This window comes from Cupriavidus sp. TMH.W2 (assembly GCF_050847365.1).
Lineage (GTDB): Bacteria > Pseudomonadota > Gammaproteobacteria > Burkholderiales > Burkholderiaceae > Cupriavidus.
Genome location: NZ_CP193793.1, coordinates 557,993 through 576,232, shown reverse-complemented (window position 1 = coordinate 576,232; position 18,240 = coordinate 557,993). Strand labels below are relative to the sequence as shown.

Annotated in this window: 16 protein-coding genes and 2 riboswitches; of the genes, 4 read left to right on the top strand and 12 right to left on the bottom strand. The window is 67.0% G+C overall.

Annotation, left to right across the window (positions count from 1 at the left end):
* Positions 1 to 14: 14 nt before the first annotated feature.
* Complete coding sequence (locus tag ACREYQ_RS20205) at positions 15 to 857, bottom strand: amidohydrolase family protein (RefSeq protein ID WP_432261955.1); 843 nt, start codon at positions 855 to 857, stop codon at positions 15 to 17.
* A gap of 119 nt (positions 858 to 976) precedes the next feature.
* On the opposite strand from ACREYQ_RS20205, the gene ACREYQ_RS20200 reads away from it, so the two are divergent.
* From ACREYQ_RS20200 to ACREYQ_RS20190, 3 genes are read left to right on the top strand one after another with little or no spacing between them, the layout of a single operon-like run.
* Positions 977 to 1,726 carry a GntR family transcriptional regulator gene (locus ACREYQ_RS20200; protein WP_432261954.1) on the top strand — a complete coding sequence of 250 codons (750 nt, stop codon included), beginning with the start codon at positions 977 to 979 and terminating at the stop codon, positions 1,724 to 1,726.
* A 26-nt stretch (positions 1,727 to 1,752) separates the two neighbouring features.
* A complete protein-coding gene (locus ACREYQ_RS20195; RefSeq protein ID WP_432261953.1) occupies positions 1,753 to 2,733 on the top strand; it encodes a tripartite tricarboxylate transporter substrate binding protein in 981 nt (326 codons plus the stop codon).
* A 60-nt stretch (positions 2,734 to 2,793) separates the two neighbouring features.
* The gene (locus tag ACREYQ_RS20190; protein ID WP_432261952.1) at positions 2,794 to 3,783 is read left to right on the top strand and encodes a Bug family tripartite tricarboxylate transporter substrate binding protein; all 990 of its coding nucleotides are present in this window, start codon (positions 2,794 to 2,796) and stop codon (positions 3,781 to 3,783) included.
* 37 nt (positions 3,784 to 3,820) lie between these two features.
* On the opposite strand, the gene ACREYQ_RS20185 is transcribed toward ACREYQ_RS20190, so the two are convergent.
* From ACREYQ_RS20185 to ACREYQ_RS20175, 3 genes are read right to left on the bottom strand one after another with little or no spacing between them, the layout of a single operon-like run.
* Entirely contained in the window at positions 3,821 to 4,324 is a 504-nt protein-coding gene (locus ACREYQ_RS20185; protein ID WP_432261951.1) for a TlpA family protein disulfide reductase, read from the bottom strand.
* Entirely contained in the window at positions 4,321 to 5,541 is a 1,221-nt protein-coding gene (locus ACREYQ_RS20180) for a sialidase family protein (RefSeq protein WP_432261950.1), read from the bottom strand. Before ACREYQ_RS20180 ends, ACREYQ_RS20185 begins: the two co-directional genes overlap by 4 nt.
* Positions 5,542 to 5,566: 25 nt before the next feature.
* Positions 5,567 to 7,894 carry a TonB-dependent receptor gene (locus ACREYQ_RS20175; protein WP_432261949.1) on the bottom strand — a complete coding sequence of 776 codons (2,328 nt, stop codon included), beginning with the start codon at positions 7,892 to 7,894 and terminating at the stop codon, positions 5,567 to 5,569.
* A gap of 157 nt (positions 7,895 to 8,051) precedes the next feature.
* A riboswitch (glycine riboswitch) is annotated at positions 8,052 to 8,150 on the top strand.
* A riboswitch (glycine riboswitch) is annotated at positions 8,151 to 8,269 on the top strand. It abuts the riboswitch before it with no gap.
* A 56-nt stretch (positions 8,270 to 8,325) separates the two neighbouring features.
* Between ACREYQ_RS20175 and ACREYQ_RS20170 the strand changes: the two genes are divergently transcribed.
* Positions 8,326 to 9,594, top strand: coding sequence for a D-amino acid dehydrogenase (locus ACREYQ_RS20170; protein ID WP_432261948.1), 1,269 nt, complete (start codon positions 8,326 to 8,328; stop codon positions 9,592 to 9,594).
* 231 nt (positions 9,595 to 9,825) lie between these two features.
* Here ACREYQ_RS20170 and ACREYQ_RS20165 read toward each other — a convergent pair whose 3' ends face one another.
* The 8 genes from ACREYQ_RS20165 to ACREYQ_RS20130 all read right to left on the bottom strand — a co-directional run bounded on the left by ACREYQ_RS20165 (position 9,826) and on the right by ACREYQ_RS20130 (position 18,239).
* Positions 9,826 to 11,214: an IS4 family transposase gene (locus ACREYQ_RS20165; RefSeq protein WP_432257801.1), complete on the bottom strand. Its 1,389-nt coding sequence runs from the start codon at positions 11,212 to 11,214 to the stop codon at positions 9,826 to 9,828.
* Between the two features lie 160 nt (positions 11,215 to 11,374).
* Positions 11,375 to 12,391 (bottom strand): branched-chain amino acid ABC transporter permease, encoded by a 1,017-nt coding sequence (locus ACREYQ_RS20160; protein WP_432261947.1) that lies wholly within the window; start codon positions 12,389 to 12,391, stop codon positions 11,375 to 11,377.
* Positions 12,391 to 13,275, bottom strand: coding sequence for a branched-chain amino acid ABC transporter permease (locus tag ACREYQ_RS20155; RefSeq protein WP_432261946.1), 885 nt, complete (start codon positions 13,273 to 13,275; stop codon positions 12,391 to 12,393). The genes ACREYQ_RS20160 and ACREYQ_RS20155 overlap by 1 nt, the downstream gene beginning before the upstream one ends.
* Before the next feature lie 9 nt (positions 13,276 to 13,284).
* Positions 13,285 to 14,010, bottom strand: a complete 726-nt coding sequence (locus ACREYQ_RS20150; RefSeq protein WP_432261945.1) for an ABC transporter ATP-binding protein — start codon at positions 14,008 to 14,010, stop codon at positions 13,285 to 13,287.
* 17 nt (positions 14,011 to 14,027) lie between these two features.
* Positions 14,028 to 14,801: an ABC transporter ATP-binding protein gene (locus tag ACREYQ_RS20145; RefSeq protein WP_432261944.1), complete on the bottom strand. Its 774-nt coding sequence runs from the start codon at positions 14,799 to 14,801 to the stop codon at positions 14,028 to 14,030.
* A 49-nt stretch (positions 14,802 to 14,850) separates the two neighbouring features.
* Entirely contained in the window at positions 14,851 to 15,540 is a 690-nt protein-coding gene (locus ACREYQ_RS20140) for a DUF2848 domain-containing protein (RefSeq protein ID WP_432261943.1), read from the bottom strand.
* 69 nt (positions 15,541 to 15,609) lie between these two features.
* On the bottom strand, positions 15,610 to 16,848 hold the full coding sequence (locus ACREYQ_RS20135; protein WP_432261942.1) for an ABC transporter substrate-binding protein: 1,239 nt from the start codon (positions 16,846 to 16,848) through the stop codon (positions 15,610 to 15,612).
* A gap of 47 nt (positions 16,849 to 16,895) precedes the next feature.
* Complete coding sequence (locus tag ACREYQ_RS20130; RefSeq protein WP_432261941.1) at positions 16,896 to 18,239, bottom strand: amidase; 1,344 nt, start codon at positions 18,237 to 18,239, stop codon at positions 16,896 to 16,898.
* Between the last annotated feature and the right edge of the window lies 1 nt (position 18,240).

Genomic DNA, 18,240 nt, shown 5'->3' with positions numbered 1-18,240 from the left:
CAGGCAAATCCCCGCTACCCTTTCACCGCAAACCCGTACAACGCCGCGGCGTTGCGCCACCGGAACGCAGCGGACAAGGCCGCGCTGTCATCGGGCGCCCCTTGTCCCGCCCACGCGGCCAGCATCCGGCACTCGTCGATCCGAGCCGGCGCCTCGTGATTGGTCCATGGCCAGTCGCTGCCCCACAGCAGGTGGTCATCGCCCACGGCTTCGCGCCATCGTTGCGCAAGGCCGGGCCAGTCCTGAGGTGATGCCAGCCGGTATGGCGCGCTGATCTTCACCCAGACCTGGCGGCGCGCGCGCACGGCAGAGGCAACCTCGAAGATCGCATCCGCGCTTCCCGCGGTGCCAGGCCGGCCAAAATGGTCAAGCACGACCGGCGCGCCGGCATCGCCAAGGGCCGCGTCAAGCTGCGCCAGCACCATGGCGCCGTCGCCGTTGTTGGTATGGAGTTCGACATGCCAGCCCAGCCCGGCGATCCTGGCGAACAGCCCGCGCCACGGCGCGGTGGCAATGCGCTGCCAGTCCGGATCGCCGTACAGGTTCAGGCGGATGCCCCGCACGCCGGCTGCGTGCAACGTTGTCAGCTCCTGGTCCGTTACCGCAGGGCTGACCACCGCGACGCCGCGCAAGCGCCCGGGCATGGACTGCAGCGCGGACAGCAGCGCCGTATTGTCGGTGCCGAGAAAACTGGTCTGCACCACCACGCCATACAAGCCCCCCAACCCGGCAAGCCGGGCGTGCCAGTCCTGCAGACCGGCGGCATAGGGCGGCCGGTAGCGGGCCGATGGCGTGGCCGCTCCGGCAGCGAAGACGTGGAAGTGGGTATCCACCAGCGGCAAAGCGCGCTTGCTCATCAGTCAGCCCCTCAGTGGCACGGGTCAGTGGCGCGGGTATATCCGGATATGGCATCCGAACCCTCGTCAGTATTCTAGTCCTCTAGAGGACATTGACATCAATTTAGCACGGGTTCGGCATGCCAGACAACGCGCTGCTCCAGACTACAACCACCGCCGCGGGCCTGAGCCGCTACGGCCAGATCGCGGCGGAACTGCAGGCAAGGATCGTTTCCGGCGCGTGGGCGCCCGGCAGCGCCATCCCCGCGGAAGGCGCCCTGGCCAGGGAGTTCGGCATTGCGCTGGGCACCATCCGGCAGGCCATCGCCGTGCTGGTCCAGCAGGGCCTGCTGGAGCGCGTGCAGGGCAAGGGCACTTTTGTGCGCAAGGGACTGAGCGGGGCCAGCCTGATGCGGTTCTTCCGCTTCGGCCGCGCCGACGATGCACCGGCCGTCCCGCGCTCGGAAATCCTGTCGTGCCGCGCTGTCCGGCTGGACAAGGCCATGGCCACCCGCTTCGGCCTGCCGGCCGGCGCGCGCGGGCTGGCGATCTCGCGCCGCCGCTGGCTGGAAGACACGCCCCGGCTGCTGGAATCGATCTGGCTGCCGCTGCCGCGCTGCGAAGCCCTGCAGCAGCTCCCGCCGGCGCAGTGGGGCGACCTGCTCTACCCGCTGCTGGGCAGCGCCTGCGGCATCACGGTCCATCGCGCCGTGGATGAAGTGGCCTTCCGCACGCTGGCAGCCGACGAGGCCGCGTTGCTGGACTTGCCGGATGCGCATCCGTGCGCGGTCGTGACCCGGCATGCCTTCGACCTGGGCGGCAACTGCATCGAATACCGGCTGACGCGCGGCGACGCCTTTGCCTTTCGCTATACCGCGGACGTCCGCTGACGGACCGCGCCCGAGGAGACAGACCCATGCACGCACGCAACGCGATCGCCACCACCATCGTTGCCATGATCGCCGCCACCACGCTGGCACAGGCCGCCGACACCGCCGCGGCCTGGCCGGCACGTCCCATCACGATCGTGGTGACGTATCCGCCGGGCGGCGGTGCGGACCTGATGGCACGGCTGATCGCCCCGGGTCTCGGGCGCGAGCTGGGCCAGACCGTCATCGTGGAGAACCGGCCGGGTGCCGGCGGGCAGATCGGTGCCGCCTATGTCGCCAAGGCCGCACCGGACGGCTACACCATGATGGTCGATGCCTCGTCCTATGCGGTGAATCCCAGCCTCTACCCGCGCCTGCCCTACGATCCGGACAAGGCCTTCCGGCCGGTCGGCGTGCTGGCGCGCTATCCCAATGTGCTGGTGGCCACGGCCAGCTTCCCCGCCAGCAAGGTCAGCGACGTCCTGGCCATGGCCAGGCAGAAGCCGGGCTCGGTCGCCTTTGCGTCCTCGGGCAACGGCTCGGCGCAGCATCTGGCCGGCGTGCTGTTCGAGCAGCGCGCGGGGGTCGACCTGCTGCACGTTCCGTACAAGGGCGGCGGCCCGGCCATGACCGATGTCATCGCCGGCCAGGTGCCGCTGTTCTTTGCCAACGTGGCCTCGAGCCTGCAGCACATCAAGGCCGGCAAGCTCAAGCCGCTGGCGGTGACCAGCCATTCCCGCACTCAGGCATTGCCATCCGTGCCCACCATGCAGGAGGCCGGCGTGGCGAGCTACGAGGTCTATGAATGGAACGCGGCCTTCCTGCCCGCGGCAACGCCGGAGCCTGTCGCCACCAAGCTCGCTGACGCGCTGCAGAAGGTCATGACCAGCCCCGAGATCAGGCAACGCGTGGCCGAGCTGGGCGGCGAGGTCGTGGCGGCACCGCCCGCACAGGCACGGCAATTCATCGACGGGCAGACCCGGCTATGGGCCAAGGTCATCCGGGACGGCAACATCAAGCCCGAATAGCACCTGTCGGCACCGCCCCTGCCCGCCACGGGCCAGCTAAAGAATTTCAAGGAGAAATGCATGACCCCGACCAATCCCCTTCGCCGCCACCTGCTCAAGGCCTCCGCCGCACTGGGCGCGTGCGCGCTGGCACCCACGCTCGCCCGCGCCCAGGCCTGGCCGGCCAAGCCGATCCGGCTGGTGGTGCCGTTCGCGCCGGGCGGCAGCTCGGAGATCGTGGCGCGCTCGACCGCGGCGGAGCTGACCAAGCTGCTCGGCGTGTCCGTGTTCGTCGAGAACAAGCCCGGTGCAGCGGGCAATATCGCCATGGGCGAAGTCGCGCGCGCCGATGACAACCACACGCTGATCCTTGGCCATATCGGCACGCTGGCGGTCAATCCCTATATCTTCCCGAAGCTGCCCTACGACCCCAACAAGGACTTCCGCCCGATCTCGTTGCTGTCCAAGGTGCCGAGCCTGTACGTGGTCCACCCCGACGTGCCCGCGAAGAACCTGAAGGAGTTCGTGGCGCTGGCCAAGAGCAAGCCCGGCAAGCTGAACTACGGTTCGGCCGGCAACGGCAGCGCCGGCCACCTGGCCTTTGAATACCTGAAGGCCGCGACCGGCACCTTCATCACCCACGTGCCTTATCGCGGCAGCGGCCCGCAGATCACCGACCTGCTGTCGGGACGGCTGGACGCGGCCGCCGTCGGCGCGCCCGCGATCATCCAGTTCATCAAGGCCGGCAAGCTGCGCTGCATCGCCACCGGCACGACCCAGCGCATTCCCCAGTTGCCTGACGTGCCGACGGTTGCCGAACAAGGCTATCCCGGCTTCGAGATGACGCAGTGGTACGGGTTGCTGGCGCCGGCATCGCTGCCCCAGGCGGCCACCGACAAGCTGGCGGAAGCCACCGTGAAAGCGGTGAAGAGCAAGTCGTCGGTCGAGCGCCTGAGCGCCGATGCGGCGATCGTGGTGGGCGACACGCCGGCGGAGTTCGCGCGCTTTATCGCGCTGGAGCAACAGCGCTGGAAGCCGATCATTGCGCGGGCGGGGATCAAGCCGGACTAAGCGGACAGCCGCAGGGCCGGATCGCCCCGGTCCAGCGTCAGCCCGCGATACCAGCCCAGCGCAGATGCTTGCCCCAGTCCGCGTCGCTGATCACGCCGGAGATGCCCTGGCGCTGCCCGTCGGCGCGGTAGAAATAGGTGCGCGGCATCTCGCCCATCCAGTCCGGATCGACCGCATAGCGCAGCCGCTCCTGCGGCTCGTACCCGAACAACCACGCGTTGCGCGTCAGCCTGACGCGCTGGAGCAGTTGCTGCACCTGCGGCATGGCGTCGGGGCTGTCCATCGACAGCGTGACCACGCGCAGGTCCGGATGCTGCGCGCGCAGCTTGCCGATGGCGTCGAAGTTGCGCTTGCAATAGACGCAGTCCAGCGACCACACCACCAGCACAAAGGGCATGCCCTTCTGGCTGGCGGCCAGTTGGGTGGCACTGGCCGATTCGAACACGGCGACGCGGTCGGCCGGTTGATTGCCGGCATTGGCGGTGGCGAGCGCCAGCGTCAGGGCGGCAGCGGCGAGCAGTTTGCGGCGCGATGGCATCATGCGCCCTCCTGGCCCAGCGCGAAGACCTGGAAGCCCTCTGCTTCCGTGCGCCACAACACGTAGGCCCGGCCGGCGTGCTGCAGCAGGTGCGGCTGGTCCGAGTCGCGTTCCGTGCCGGCCAGCTTGCGCGTCTGCCACGTCTTGCCGCCGTCCTGCGACAGCATCGCCCACAGGCGCGTCTGCTGGCCGTCGAACGACTTCCAGGTGACGGCGATGTCGTTGTCGTTCAGCGCGACGATATCGGCATGCTGCGCGCGCGGGTCGTCCAGCGGGCGCTGTGCCTGCAGCTTGCCGTCCTTCCAGCGCCCGACCGAGACCGTGGGCTTGCCTTCACGCACGTTGAACCAGACCATATGCACCGTCCCGTCGGGCGCCACCGAGGCGCCGGGGCCGTGGTGCGGGCAGGCGTCGATGCGCCAGTCGTCAAAAGTGGCGCGCTGCATCGGCGTGGCCTTGCCGTCGGTGCGCAGCAGCGCCAGCGCGTGGTCGCGCGCGTTGGGCGGGAACACATGGCGCCACAGCGCCAGCATCTTGCCGTCGGGCGTGGGCGCCAGGGCGATGCGGCAGCATTCGCACGACTGGTCGGCGATCTTGTAATCGCCCTGGAAAGTCTTGCCTTGGTCGGCCGAGACCGCGTAGTAGATCGCGGCGCCGGCATACGGCTGCTTGCGCGCCTCGGCGGCAACCACGTCGCGCTTGTCGATCCAGCTGACGAAGACGCGCCCGGCCTTGTCCACCGCGATGGCGTCGAAGCGGTGCGCGATCTGGTCGCGGTTGGCATGCACCGTCAGCGGTTCGGCAAAGGACTTGCCGCCGTCGGTCGAGCGGGCAAAGCGGATAAAGCCGGTCCATGGAGTGGGCAGCGGCTGGGTCCAGGTGACGTAGATCTCGCCGTCGCGCCCCGTAGCCACCTTGGGCCGGCTTTCATGATCGGCCGCTACCTGCTCCGGCGCGCTGTTGACATGCTGCGCGGGCCCGAAGCTGCGGCCGTAGTCGGTCGATGCACGCACCGCGACATAGGGGCCGTCCTTGTACGCGACCCACAGCTTGCCGTCGCGGTCGAAGGCGGCACCGGTGCCCAGTTCGCTCATCTTCGCGGCCTTGGCCTGGCCGCCGTGGCCGGCGTGATCGGCGTGCGTTTGCGCGGTCGCGGCCAGCGCGGCGCAGGCCATCAGCCCGGCCACGATCAAACGGAAACCGGGGCGAACGCCTTGCATGGTTGTGGTCAGCCTGTTCACGTGCTCAGAAGGAAAGTTTCGCCTCGGCGTAGAACGTCCGGCCCGGATACGGGTGGTAGACGAAGTAGCGCTGGTCGGTAAGGTTGTCGATGCCAAGCCCGAGGCGCACGTTCTTGGCGGGCTTGTACGTCACCTTGACGTCAAAGGTCAGGAAGCTGCTGGTGCCGCCGAAGGTGTCGGGATTGGTGTCGGAATTGTCGAGCGTATTGTACTGCCGCCCCGAATAGGTCATGGCCAGCGTGCCCGCCCACGCCGGCGTGATGCGATAGGTGCCGACCAGGTTGGCGCGCCACTTGGGGATGCGGTAGAAGTACTTGCCCACCGAGGCCGGGTTGTTGGCGTTCTCCAGCGTCTTCGAATGGTTGTAGGCGCCGCTGGCCGACAGGTCGAAGCCGCTGACGAGTACATCGCGCGCGTCATAGGCCAGTTCGATGCCGCGGGTACGCACGCGGTCCACGTTCTGGAAGCTGGTGACGGTCGGGAATACCGTGGTGTTGGTCTGGCTGACCAGGGCATCGCGGATATCGTCCTCATACACCGAGACCCGGAAGAACGACGAATCCACCGTGCGCTCAAAGGTCAGGTCCTTCGAGAACGATCGCTCCGGCCGCAGGTTCGGATCATTGTTGATCAGCGAGGTCCCGGTGATGCGCCCCTGGAACAGCTCGCTGACAGTCGGGTAGCGATAGGCCTTGCCCAGCGACAGCCGGCCCAGCCATTCCTGCCCCAAGGCCTTCTCCAGCGCCAGCTTGGGCGACCAGTTGGATTCGGTGCGCACCGGGTAGCCGATATCCACGCCGGGCTGGCTGCGGCTGCCGTCATAGGCGCGCCAGTGTTCGTAGCGCACGCCGGGGATCAGCTTCCAGTCCCCGGCGAAGTACCAGGCGTCCTGCGCGTAGAGCGCCTGGGTCTCGGTCTTGCCGGCAAAGGCATTGTTGAAGGCGGTGATGGTGGCCGCCTGCCAGTCAGAGGTGTTGTAGGTGGTATTGGTCAGCCGGTAGTTGTCATAGTGGTAGCCGAACGTGACCCAGTGCCCGCCCTGCAGCTGCTGCGGGCGGTAGTCAGCCTTCAGGTCGAGCGTGCGCCAGCCGGTGCCGTCGCCATAGGTCACGGTGCCCGGCCCGTTGCCGACGGTGCTGGCGCTGCGGCTGATGTCCTTGCTGACGTCGTACAGCGACGCCACGCCCGAGAAATTCCAGCCGGTCTCGTTGCGCGTGCGCAGCGACAGCCCGTAGAGCCAGCGCGCGTCCTCGCCGTTGCCCGGGGCAAAGGCGTTGGCGGGAATCACATACTGATAGCCGCCGATATTCACGGGACCGCTCGACACTACGTTGCCATTGGCATCGCGCAGGTAGCTGCCAGTGGCGCTGGAGCGGTCCTGCTGCCAGTAAGCGGCAGTGAACTGCGCCTGCAGCGTATTGGTGATGTCGTAGCCGAGCTTGAGCTTGAACTGGTCCTGCACCGTGTGCGTGACGCCCTCGCTGTTCACGCCCATCACCACGCGGTCGCGGCCGGTCTGGTCCTGGTCGAAGAAGGCGCCGGTGACCGGCCTGTCTGTTGCGCCGGCGGGCCGGGTCGAGCGGGACGCGGTATAGAAGCTCAGCGGCTGGCTCTTGCTGTCCTGCCGGTCGACGCTGACCAGCCACGAGAACGGGCCAACGCGGTCGCCCACATAGGCGTTGGCGTGGACCCCGTTGAAGTTGTCGTGCGTGCCGTACAGGCTGAAGCGCTGCGTGAACAGCTGCACGCTGGCGTCACCCTCGAACTTCTGCGGCGTGCGCGTGGTGATCAGCACCGTCGCGCCGAGCGAGTTGCCGGGATACAGGGCCGAATACGGGCCGTACAGCACGTCCATGCGCTCGATCTCGGCGGCATTGACCAGCGACCAGCGCGGCGGGAAGCCGAAGTCCGAGCCCAGCAGGTTGGACAGGAGCAGGCCGTCGGCATAGACCAGCCCCCGCGCCGACTGGCGCGAGCTGGTGCTGCGCACCGAGATGATCGAGTTCATATCGCCGATAAAGCGCTTGCGTACGGCGAGGTTGGGCGCGTATTTGAGGGCGTCTTCCGTATTGACCACGTTGAAGTCGGCCATGCGGGTGCTGCTGATGCCGTAGGCTGGCGAGGGCGTGTTGGGTGGTACGGCCGGCGTCTCGCCGCGCTCTGATTTTGCCGAGACCACCACCTCCTGCAAGGGCTCGGGCGCGTCCACCGCCTGGGCGGCGGCAACGCCGGGGCCCATCAGCACCGCCGAAACGGCGACTGCAATACGATTCTTCTTCACTGGAAAACCTTGTTGTCGTCTTTTTTGGCTTGCTCCTCCTGTGCGCAGCATCAGGCGCTTCTCTCCGAGAGCGAGCGCTGACATTTTATGGGGCATGGGAAACCAGGCCGATGCGGCATAGCGACGCGGACGGCAGGATCGCCTCAGCGTTAACCCGTATATCCAATATCAGGCCTTGTCACTACATTGCCCGGATTGGCGTCAAGCCGATGTGATGCAGGGAGAGACTGTCGCGGCGCCCGCCGCCGACAGCGCCGAAGGAGCAACCGCCCCGGAAACTCTCAGGCAAAAGGACCGGCATCACCCGTCAGTGCACTCTGAAGAATGCCGGACGCTATCGTCCGCCGGCATACCGAAGGAGCAAGCGCGCCCCGCCCCTGCGGCCGGGTGTCGTGAATCTCTCAGGTCCAGAACAGAGGGGGCGTCCGCCACGCATATTGCGTCCGGGCTCCCACCATCGACGTTCCTGGAACCTGCAGATCATGAAATCAATCGCTGTCATCGGCGGTGGCATCACGGGTGTCACCACGGCCTACGCGTTGGCCCGGCGCGGATTCTCCGTCACGCTGTTCGAACGGCACCGCTATGCCGCCATGGAGACCTCGTTCGCCAATGGCGGGCAGCTGTCGGCCTCCAACGCAGAGGTCTGGACCCACTGGTCCACCATCGTCAAGGGCATGAAATGGATGCTGCGCAACGATGCCCCGCTGCTGGTCAATCCCCGGCCCAGCTGGCACAAGCTGTCCTGGTTTGCCGAGTTCATCGCTTCGATCCCCCACTACCGCCGCAACACCGTCGAGACCGCGCGCCTGGCCATCGCCGCGCGTGAGCACCTGTTTGCCTGGGCGGCGCAGGAAGGCATCGACTTCGACCTGAAGCAGGAAGGCATCCTCCATATCTACCGCGACAAAGCCGGTTTCGAGCATGCCGGCCGGGTCTCGGCGCTGCTGGCGCAGGGCGGGCTGGAGCGGCGCGCCGTGACACCCGAGGAGATGCGCGCGATCGAGCCGACGCTAGCGGGGTCGTACTACGGCGGCTATTTCACCGAGAGCGATTCGACCGGGGACATCCACAAGTTCACCAGCGGCCTGGCCGCGGCCATCGACCGGCTGGGCGTGCGCTGCCTCTATGGCCAGGATGTGTGCGCGGTGAAGACCGACGGCCGGCGCGCCACCGTGACCGTGCAGGACGGCGCCGACACGGCCAGCTCCAGCTTCGACGGCGCCGTGATCTGCGCCGGCACCGCCAGCCGCGCGCTGGCCGCGGGGCTGGGCGACCGCGTCAACATCTATCCGGTCAAGGGCTACTCGATCACGGTCAACCTGACCGACGAAGCCAGCCGCGCCGCGGCACCGGTGGTGAGCCTGCTCGACGACGAAACCAAGTTGGTCACCAGCCGCCTGGGCGCCGACCGCTTCCGCGTGGCCGGCACTGCCGAGTTCAATGGCTACAACCGCGATATCCGCGCCGACCGCATCCGCCCGCTGGTGGAATGGGTGCAGCAATGCTTCCCCGGCGTCAGCACGCGCAGCGTGGTGCCCTGGGCCGGACTGCGGCCGATGATGCCGGACATGCTGCCGCGCGTGGGGCGCGGGCGTGAGGCCTGCATCTTCTATAACACCGGGCACGGGCACCTGGGGTGGACTTTGTCGGCGGTGACGGCGGATATGGTGGCCGGGGTCGTGGACCAGCATCTCGGCGCAAGGGTGGCGGTCGCACCGGGTGCGGCGCTGGCATTGGCCAAGGCCTGAGTACGCTCGGGTGGCAGCACCTCCCACAGAGAAGCAGCTTAGATTGCACCGGTGCGTTGAACGCGAACCACCAACCCTGGTGAAGGCTCCCCTCTCCCGCGCAGTGGGAGAGGGGTGGGGGTGAGGGCCGGAGCGTCGACGAAGTGTAGCGCGTCGGTATGCCGGCGCCCGCCCTCACCCCCGGCCCCTCTCCCGCAAGCGGGCTTGCCTTTACCCACAACTTCCGGCGGCTTACTCGTTTTTCTGGAAGATCCGATACATTTCGGTGATTTCGTGCAAAACGAGGAAGCCGCGCCAGAGGACAGTAGCACCGGGGGGATCGTCGTTTTTGCGACCCAGGTAGCCACCGAGCTTGGCGATCCAAAGGACCGCTTCGCTGAGTTTGGGTGCCTGCTCCGGTGGCTTGGTTGTGCCGTGCGTGCGGCAGTACAAGGCCTGCCATTCGAGCGACTGCAATAGCACCGAGCAAGGGATATCGGCTTCAAGCCGGCCGAGCATGGTCGCGTACATGATGCGCCAGCCGATCACGGCGAACAGCGCCGTGGCGCGCAGGAACCGCTCCAGCGTCCCGAACTGCCGAGCCTCGATCTGGCAGCCACTTTTCAGGACACGATGCCAGGATTCAATGGTCCAGCGCCGGGCATACCAGCTCAGCCGTTCCAGCACATCTTCCAGCGTTTGGGTGGGCATCGAACTGAGCAACATCCATTCGAGCGGCTCAACACCTTCGGGCGGATCGATTTCCAGTGCGTGAATGGCAAACACTTCGAGGCTTGGTAGGGCCTCTGCGCCGCGGCTGCGCGGCGGTCGCAGTTGGACGGGCACACAGCGCAAAGCCAGTCGGGCGCTACGCGCTTGCCTGGCGCCACTCCTGGGCACGTGCAGGACGGTCTCCCCAAGTACGGGGGCCGCAGCAACCGTCTCCCACAGATACTTCTCTGGGTGATCCACGCCCCGATTCCAGGCGGCCCGCACCAACCAGTCCACCCCCGCTGGGCGCTGCGCCAGGAACACGTCGTACACATCGCCCTCGCGATCGCTGACGGCAACAAGGTGCGTGTCCGGACACTGCATCTTGAGCGGCTCAAGGCATTCCAGCCCCTCCAGCCACTTCACGCTTTCCTTGTCACGAATGGACAGCGCCCGGCGCTGCCTGGCCTTGCCCGATGCTTGCGGCGCACGCACCCACGTCTTCATGCTCAACACGCCCAGTGGCAGGCCCTCAGGCGTCACCGCCAGCACGCTGTGCAACATGAATCCGCGCAAATTGCCGCCCGTGCCGTGACCAAGTCCCTCAGTCGCGGGCAAATTTGCCAGATTGAATTCCGTGGTGTCCTGCACCGCCAATACGACAGGTACCTGCTGCATGCGACCCACGGTTTGAACGACGTGGCTCGCCAGTATTCCGTCCGGGTCGACCGCCTCATTATCAAAGAAGCGATATGCCGCCTTGAGTTGGGCACCACTCAAGGCCTGCGGGAACGAAACATGGGCTTTTTGCGCTAGTCCGCGCGCCAATGCCACAAGGCGCTGCGTGCGACGTGCATCGCCCAACTGAGCGCCACCGAATTCGTCGCTGGCCCAGTCTTCCAGATCTTCCGTATCAGACAAAATTGCCACCACTGATTGTCAACTTCCCCGAAGTTAACACCGTCCAATCCCGTTTACAACCTTTCCTATCGAGATGTGGGTAAAGACAAGCGCAAGCGGGAGAGGGGAGCAGACAGGCAGCGCGCAGGCTTGGTCCGCAGTTTCCACAGGGCCGCTGCTTGTCACCGCCTCATCCGGGACTTCGACCCACACTGCCCACAATCCCCTTGCGGAACGCCAGCACGCACACGATGAAAATGATGCCGGTCACCATCGACACCGATTCACCAAGCCCGTTGAACCAATCGATTCCGGTCGCCGCACCAAGGTAGCTGCCCAGCTCCCCAAGCTTGTTCTCCAGCGCCACCACCACGAAGGCGCCGACGATCGGGCCGGTGAGCGTGCCGAGCCCGCCCAGCAGCGTCATCAGGATGACCATGCCGGACATCGACCAGTGCACATCACTGAGCGTTTCGAAGCCCAGCACCAGCGCCTTGACCGAACCCGCCAGCCCCGACAGCGCCGCCGACAGCACGAAGGCGGTCAGCTTGAAGCGGTCGACGTCATAGCCCAGCGACACCGCGCGCGGCTCGTTCTCCTTGATCGCCTTCAGGATCTGGCCGAACGGCGAATGCACCGTGCGCACGATCAGCGCGAAGGCGGCCACGATGATCACCAGCGCCACGTAGTACAGTGTCAGGTCGTCCGACAGCGGCAGCACGCCAAAGAGCTTGCCGCGCGGAATGCCCTGCAGGCCGTCCTCGCCGCCGGTAAAGGGCGCCTGCAGGCAGATGAAGAACAGCATCTGCGCCAGCGCCAGCGTGATCATCGAGAAGTAGATGCCCTGGCGGCGGATGGCCAGCGAGCCCACCACGTAGCCGATCAGCGCGCCCGTGCCGGTGCCCAGGACCAGGCCGATCTCGGGTGTCACGCCCCAGACCTTCATCGCATGGCCGGCCGCGTAGCCGGCACCGCCGAAGAAGGCCGCATGGCCGAACGAGAGCAGCCCGGTATAGCCGATCAGCAGGTTGAAGGCGCACGCAAACAGCGCGAAGCACAGCACCTTGAGCACGAACACCGGATACGCCCCGGCCAGCGGCGCGGCCAGCAGGCACGCCAGCACCACGCCATACACCACCTGCCCTGGCAGGCGCCCCGCCACCTGCTGCCGCCGCACGCCGATTGCGGCGATAGATTGTCCGCTCATCACTTCTCCTTTCCGAACAGCCCTGCCGGGCGTAACCACAGCACCACCACCATGATGACGAAGACCACGGTGGACGATGCTTCCGGGTACAACACCTTGGTCAGCCCTTCGATCACGCCCAGCCCCAGGCCGGTCAGGATCGCTCCCATGATCGAGCCCATGCCGCCGATCACCACCACCGCGAACACGACGATGATCAGGTTCTGCCCCATCAGCGGCGATACCTGCATGACGGGCGCCGCCAGCACCCCGGCAAACGCGGCCAGGGCCACGCCGAAGCCGTAGGTCAGCGTCACCATCAGCGGCACATTGACGCCGAAGGCCTCGACCACCTTGGGGTTCTCGGTGCCGGCGCGCAGGTAGGCGCCCAGCCTGGTCTTCTCGATCACGTACCAGGTCGACAGGCAGACCGCCAGCGATGCCCCAACCACCCACACGCGGTAATTGGGCAAGCGCATGAAGCCGAGATCGGAAGCGCCCTGCAGCGCTTCGGGCGGGGAATAAGGCAGCCCGGACACGCCATAGACCGAGCGGAAGATGCCTTCGACCACCAGCGTGATGCCGAGCGTCAGCAGCAGGCCGTAGATAGGGTCGAGCTTGTAGATCCAGCGCAGCATGGTCTTCTCGATCCCCACACCCAGCGCGGCCACCACCAGCGGCGACAGCAGCAGCATCCCCCAGTAGCTGAGCCCCGCATAGGCCATGCCGGCCCAGGCCAGCACCGCGCCCAGCATGAAGAGCGCGCCGTGCGCAAAGTTGATGACGTTCAGCAGCCCGAAGATGACCGCCAGGCCCAGGCTCAGCATGGCGTAGAAGGCGCCGTTGACTAGCCCCAGCAGCAACTGCGACAGCAGCGCCGGGAACGGGATTTCAAACAGGGTCATGGGTGCTCCTCATACGCCCAGCAACTCATGCAGCACCGGCATCCTGGCCTGCAGCTCGCTGGCCGCGAAGCGTTCGACGATGCTGCCGTGCTCCATCACGTAGAAGCGGTCCGCCAGCGGCGCGGCAAAGCGGAAGTTCTGCTCCACCATCACCACCGTGTACCCCTTCTGTTTGAGCATCAGGATCATGCGCGCAAGCGCCTGCACGATCACCGGTGCCAATCCTTCCGAGATTTCATCGAGCAGCAGCAGGTTGGCGCCGGTGCGCAGGATGCGCCCGACCGCCAGCATCTGCTGCTCGCCGCCCGACAGGCGCGTGCCCTGGCTCTGGCGGCGCTCCTTCAGGTTGGGGAACATCTCGTAGATGTCGGCCTCGCTCATGCCCTTGCTGGTGTCGGCGCCCTTGAGCACCGGCGGCAGCATCAGGTTCTCTTCGCATGAGAGGCTGGAGAAGATGGCCCGCTCTTCGGGGCAATAGCCGATGCCGTAGTGCGCAATCTTGTGCGTGGGCAGGCTGATGGTCTCCTGGCCATTGACCTTGATCGAGCCCTTGCGCGCGCCCGTCAGGCCCATGATCGCGCGCAGCGTGGTGGTGCGCCCGGCGCCGTTGCGGCCCAGCAGCGTGACCACTTCGCCGCGGTTCACGGTCAGGTCCACGCCGTGCAGGATGTGCGATTCGCCGTACCAGGCGTGCAGGTCCTTGATTTCCAGTGCGGGAGTGTTGGATGTCGTCATCTCATTGGTCTCCCGGTTCAGTGCGCGCCCTGCAGTTCCGCGTCGGCGGTACCCATGTAGGCCTCCATCACGCGCGGGTCCTTGGACACTTCCGCATACGGGCCTTCGGCCAGGATTGCACCACGCTGCAGCACCGTGATCTTGTCCGCAATCGACGACACCACGCTCATGTTGTGCTCCACCATCAGGATGGTGCGGCCCGCCGAGACCTTCCTGATCAGCTGCGTGACGCGGTCGACGTCCTCGTGGCCCATGCCCTGGGTGGGTTCGTCGAGCAGCATCAGCTCGGGCTCCATCGCCAGCGTGGTGGCAATCTCCAGCGCGCGCTTGCGCCCGTACGGCAGGTTCACCGTCAGCGTGTGCGCGAACTCGGTCAGGCCGACCTGATCGAGCAGTTCCATGGCGCGGTCGTTGAGCACCTCGAGCGAGCGCTCGCTGCGCCAGAACTGGTACGCCGTGCCCAGTTGCCGCTGCAGCCCGATGCGCACGTTCTCCATCACCGTCATGTGCGGGAACACCGCCGAGATCTGGAACGAGCGGATCACGCCGCGCCGCGCGATCTGCGCGGGCTTGTCGCGGGTGATGTCGATGCCGTTGAACAGGATGGTGCCGGTGGTCGGCTCCAGGAACTTGGTGAGCAGGTTGAAGCAGGTCGTCTTGCCGGCGCCGTTGGGGCCGATCAAGGCATGGATCGACCCGCGGCGCACCCGCAGGTTGACGCCGCTCACCGCGGTAAAGCCACGGAAGGCCTTGCCGAGGTTGCGGGTCTCAAGTATCAGGTCGTGGTGCATGGCCGTGACTCCGTGGCGCTGCCTGTTCGGTTGGGATGGCGCCGCATGCTCAGCCCGCGACGGGCAGGGCCGCGACCGCGTAGGCGTGGCGCAGCGTGCGCCCCAGCACCGGGTCTTCCAGCTCGATCTCGAAGCGCTCGGCCGGGCGGATGCCGCCGATCGCGGGCAGCGTGCCGCACAGCATCGCCGAGCCTTCCCCAAAGTCGCCGCCATGGCCGCTGAAGCGCTCCAGCAGGTCCGCCGGGGAGCGCATGGCGGTCACCGGGCCCTGCTGATACAGCACGCGTTCGCCGTCGATGGTGGCGTAGGAGCGCAGCACCAGCTGATCCCAGTGACCTTCCACCTCGGCAAGGCGCCACAAGGCCGAAGCACAGGGCTTCTCGCACATCTGCTTGGACACGGTGATGCCGTAGGTCTCGGCTTCGCGGTCGGTATGGTCCGAGGCAATGCCCACCAGGATTTCATCGCCGTCCCTGACCAGCAGGAACTCGGCTTCGCCGCTGCTGGCCTCGCCGCTGACCTGGATTTCCGGGGCCGGGCCCAGGCGTTGCGCGGCGACGCGGTAGAACACCGGCGTATAGGGCGGGCGCTTCACGCCCAGTTCTTCCAGTTCACGGATATGGGCTTCCATGGCTTCGACATCGCGGCCGGTCCAGCCCGCCACGATGAGCTGGTGGATGGTGACGGTGCGCTGCGATTTGCCCTGGCTGCTGTCGAGTTCAAAGGTAAGGGTCTTCATGATCGGTTGCTCTCTGCAATGGGGGGGCGAGTGCCGGCTGGCATGCCGGCCTCCGTGAGGGATGTGGGCTTACTTCCTGACCAGCGGGCAAGTGCTTGCGCTGAGCGGGCGGAACGCTTCGCTCGCGGGAATCACGCTCTTGATCTTGTAGTAGTCCCACGGGCGCCTGGACTCCTGCGGCCGCTTCACTTCCACCAGGTACATGTCGTGCACCATCAGCCCGTCGGCGCGGATCGTGCCGTTCCTGGCGAAGAAGTCATTGACCGGGGTCGCGCGCATGCGGGCCAGCACGGCATCGCTGTCGTCGGTGCGCGCGGCCTGGATCGCCTTCAGGTAATGCGTGGTCGACGAGTACACGCCGGCATGCACCAGGGTCGGCATGCGCCCGGTCTTCTCGAAGAAGCGTTGCGACCAGGCGCGCGTGGCGTCGTCGCGGTCCCAGTAGAACGATGTCGTCAGCGTCATGCCCTGGGCGGCCTGCAGTCCCAGGCTGTGGATATCGCTGATGAACATGTGCAGCCCGGCCAGCTTCTGCTTGCCCGCGGTGTTCATGCCGAAGTCCGCGGCGGTCTTGATTGCATTGACCGTGTCGGCACCGGCATTGGCCAGCCCGATCACCTTCGCGCCCGAGGACTGCCCCTGCAGCAGGTAGGACGACAGGTCGGCGGAGTTGATCGGATGCTTTGCCTTGCCCTTCAGGGTGCCGCCGACACTGGACAGGGCCTCGGTACCGTCCTTCTCCAGCGATGCGCCCAGAGCGTAGTCGACCGTCAGGAAGTACCAGCTGTTGTCGCCGCGCCGGGCCAGCGCCTTGACCGTGTTGGCGGCGAAGGCGTACGTGTCGTACGAATACTGGATGGTGTAGGGCGAGCAGTCTTCATTGCTCAGGCGCGTGGTGCCGGCCCCGCTGGCGATGACGATCTTGTGCTTGAGCTTGCCCAGGTTGGACACCGCCAGTGCGACCGAGGACGGCAGCGCATCCTGGATCACGTCGACCTTCTGGTTGTCGAACCAGCCGCGTGCCAGCGTGGCGGCGACGTCGGTCTTGTTCTGGTGGTCGGCGCTGACCACCTGGATGGGGGCGCCCAGCACCTTGCCGCCAAAGTCGTCCACCGCCATCTGCGCGGCCACCACCGAGCCCTTGCCGCCGATGTCGGAGAAGATCGACGACATATCGGTCAGCACACCGATCTTGACCACGCCGTCGCTGATGGAGGCCGGGATGGGGGCCGGGTCGGCCGCGGCGGCCGTCGCCGCGAACAGGGTGGCGCAGGCCAGTACGGCGGCGCCGGTACGGATATCAGGCATTGTTGTCTCCACTGTAGTTATGGGTACTTCTGTACTGCTGCGCGTGCTCAGCCCCGTTCGTGCCGCAATGCCGCCTCGATGCCCATGCCGACGGCCAGCAGCCGGCGGTCGGACAAGTGGCGCCCGAACAGCATCAGTCCCACCGGCGCGTCGCCCGGGCGATGGCACGGCACCGACAGCGCGCACAGGTCGAGCATGTTGGCGATGGCCGGGTTGCGCAGCAGCAGCCGGTTGGTGCTGAAGAAGGCTTCGTCGTCGTCCAGGTCGGCGATGCGCGGCGCCACGACCGGCACGGTGGGCAGGACCACGGCGTCAAAGCCCGCCAGCTCGGCGTCGGCCTGCCGGCACAGCTCGCTCCGGCGCTGCACCATGCGCAGGTAGTCGGCGGCGCGCTGCCCTTCTGCCAGCCGGATGCGCGACAGCACGCGCGGGTCATAGCGATCGGACTGCTCAGCCAGCAGGTTGCCGTGCCAGGCACTGGCTTCCGCGGCGACCAGGCCGCCGTTGGCGCCGATGCCGGCCAGCTGGTCCCAGCTGTCGAAGCTCGCGTCCTGCAGCAGCGCGCCCGCCGCCGACAGCCGGCGCAGCGTGCGGCTGAAGACCTCGGCCACCTCGTCCGACATGCCTTCCAGCACCAGGCCGGCGGGCACCGCCAGGCGCAGCCCGGCCAGCGGCACCGGCCCGGCGGGCGGCGCCTCACCCGCCATCACGGCATCGATGGCGGCGCAGCACGCCACGGTATTGGCCAGGCAGCCCACCGAGTCATAGCTGGGCGACAGCGGCACCGTGCCCTGCAGCGGCACGCGGCGCGCCGTGGGCTTGAAGCCCGCGATGCCGCACAACGCCGCCGGGATCCGGCACGAGCCGCCGGTGTCGGAGCCGATCGCGGCCAGCGCCATGCCGTCCGTCACCGAGACCGCAGCGCCTGACGACGAACCACCAGGAATGCGGCCGGCTTGCCGGTCGTAGGGATTGCGCGGCGTGCCGTAGTGCGGGTTGATGCCGACGCCCGAGTAGGCGAACTCGGTCATATTGGTGCGCCCGACAAACACCGCCCCGGCCGCACGCAAGCGCGCAATGGCCGGCGCGTCGGCACTGGCGGCACGCTCAGGCAGCACCCGGGCGCCAGCGCGGGTCACGTCGCCCTGCACGTCGAACAGGTCCTTGACGGACACCGGCACGCCCGCCAGCGGGCCGGCCACGCCCTGCTCGCGCAGCATGTCGCAGGCCTGGGCCTGCTTGCGCGCGGCCATGCTGACGCCATGCGGGAACACGCGCGCGCCCTCGCCGCCGGGGTTGCAGATACGTTCGACGCACGCCGCCAGCAGGGACTGCGCGTTGGCGCTGCCCGCGGCAAGCTGGCGCTGTGCGGATGCGATGGTCGCTTCCATG

What these genes read in the sequence shown, in the direction of transcription:
- ACREYQ_RS20130 (WP_432261941.1), bottom strand. Translation starts at nt 18,239, where the DNA reads ATGGAAGCGACCATCGCATCCGCACAGCGCCAGCTTGCCGCGGGCAGC.
- ACREYQ_RS20190 (WP_432261952.1), top strand. Translation starts at nt 2,794, where the DNA reads ATGACCCCGACCAATCCCCTTCGCCGCCACCTGCTCAAGGCCTCCGCC.
- ACREYQ_RS20185 (WP_432261951.1), bottom strand. Translation starts at nt 4,324, where the DNA reads ATGATGCCATCGCGCCGCAAACTGCTCGCCGCTGCCGCCCTGACGCTG.
- ACREYQ_RS20140 (WP_432261943.1), bottom strand. Translation starts at nt 15,540, where the DNA reads ATGAAGACCCTTACCTTTGAACTCGACAGCAGCCAGGGCAAATCGCAG.
- ACREYQ_RS20145 (WP_432261944.1), bottom strand. Translation starts at nt 14,801, where the DNA reads ATGCACCACGACCTGATACTTGAGACCCGCAACCTCGGCAAGGCCTTC.
- ACREYQ_RS20180 (WP_432261950.1), bottom strand. Translation starts at nt 5,541, where the DNA reads ATGCAAGGCGTTCGCCCCGGTTTCCGTTTGATCGTGGCCGGGCTGATG.
- ACREYQ_RS20155 (WP_432261946.1), bottom strand. Translation starts at nt 13,275, where the DNA reads ATGACCCTGTTTGAAATCCCGTTCCCGGCGCTGCTGTCGCAGTTGCTG.
- ACREYQ_RS20195 (WP_432261953.1), top strand. Translation starts at nt 1,753, where the DNA reads ATGCACGCACGCAACGCGATCGCCACCACCATCGTTGCCATGATCGCC.
- ACREYQ_RS20170 (WP_432261948.1), top strand. Translation starts at nt 8,326, where the DNA reads ATGAAATCAATCGCTGTCATCGGCGGTGGCATCACGGGTGTCACCACG.
- ACREYQ_RS20175 (WP_432261949.1), bottom strand. Translation starts at nt 7,894, where the DNA reads ATGCTGCGCACAGGAGGAGCAAGCCAAAAAAGACGACAACAAGGTTTT.
- ACREYQ_RS20135 (WP_432261942.1), bottom strand. Translation starts at nt 16,848, where the DNA reads ATGCCTGATATCCGTACCGGCGCCGCCGTACTGGCCTGCGCCACCCTG.
- ACREYQ_RS20200 (WP_432261954.1), top strand. Translation starts at nt 977, where the DNA reads ATGCCAGACAACGCGCTGCTCCAGACTACAACCACCGCCGCGGGCCTG.
- ACREYQ_RS20160 (WP_432261947.1), bottom strand. Translation starts at nt 12,391, where the DNA reads ATGAGCGGACAATCTATCGCCGCAATCGGCGTGCGGCGGCAGCAGGTG.
- ACREYQ_RS20205 (WP_432261955.1), bottom strand. Translation starts at nt 857, where the DNA reads ATGAGCAAGCGCGCTTTGCCGCTGGTGGATACCCACTTCCACGTCTTC.
- ACREYQ_RS20150 (WP_432261945.1), bottom strand. Translation starts at nt 14,010, where the DNA reads ATGACGACATCCAACACTCCCGCACTGGAAATCAAGGACCTGCACGCC.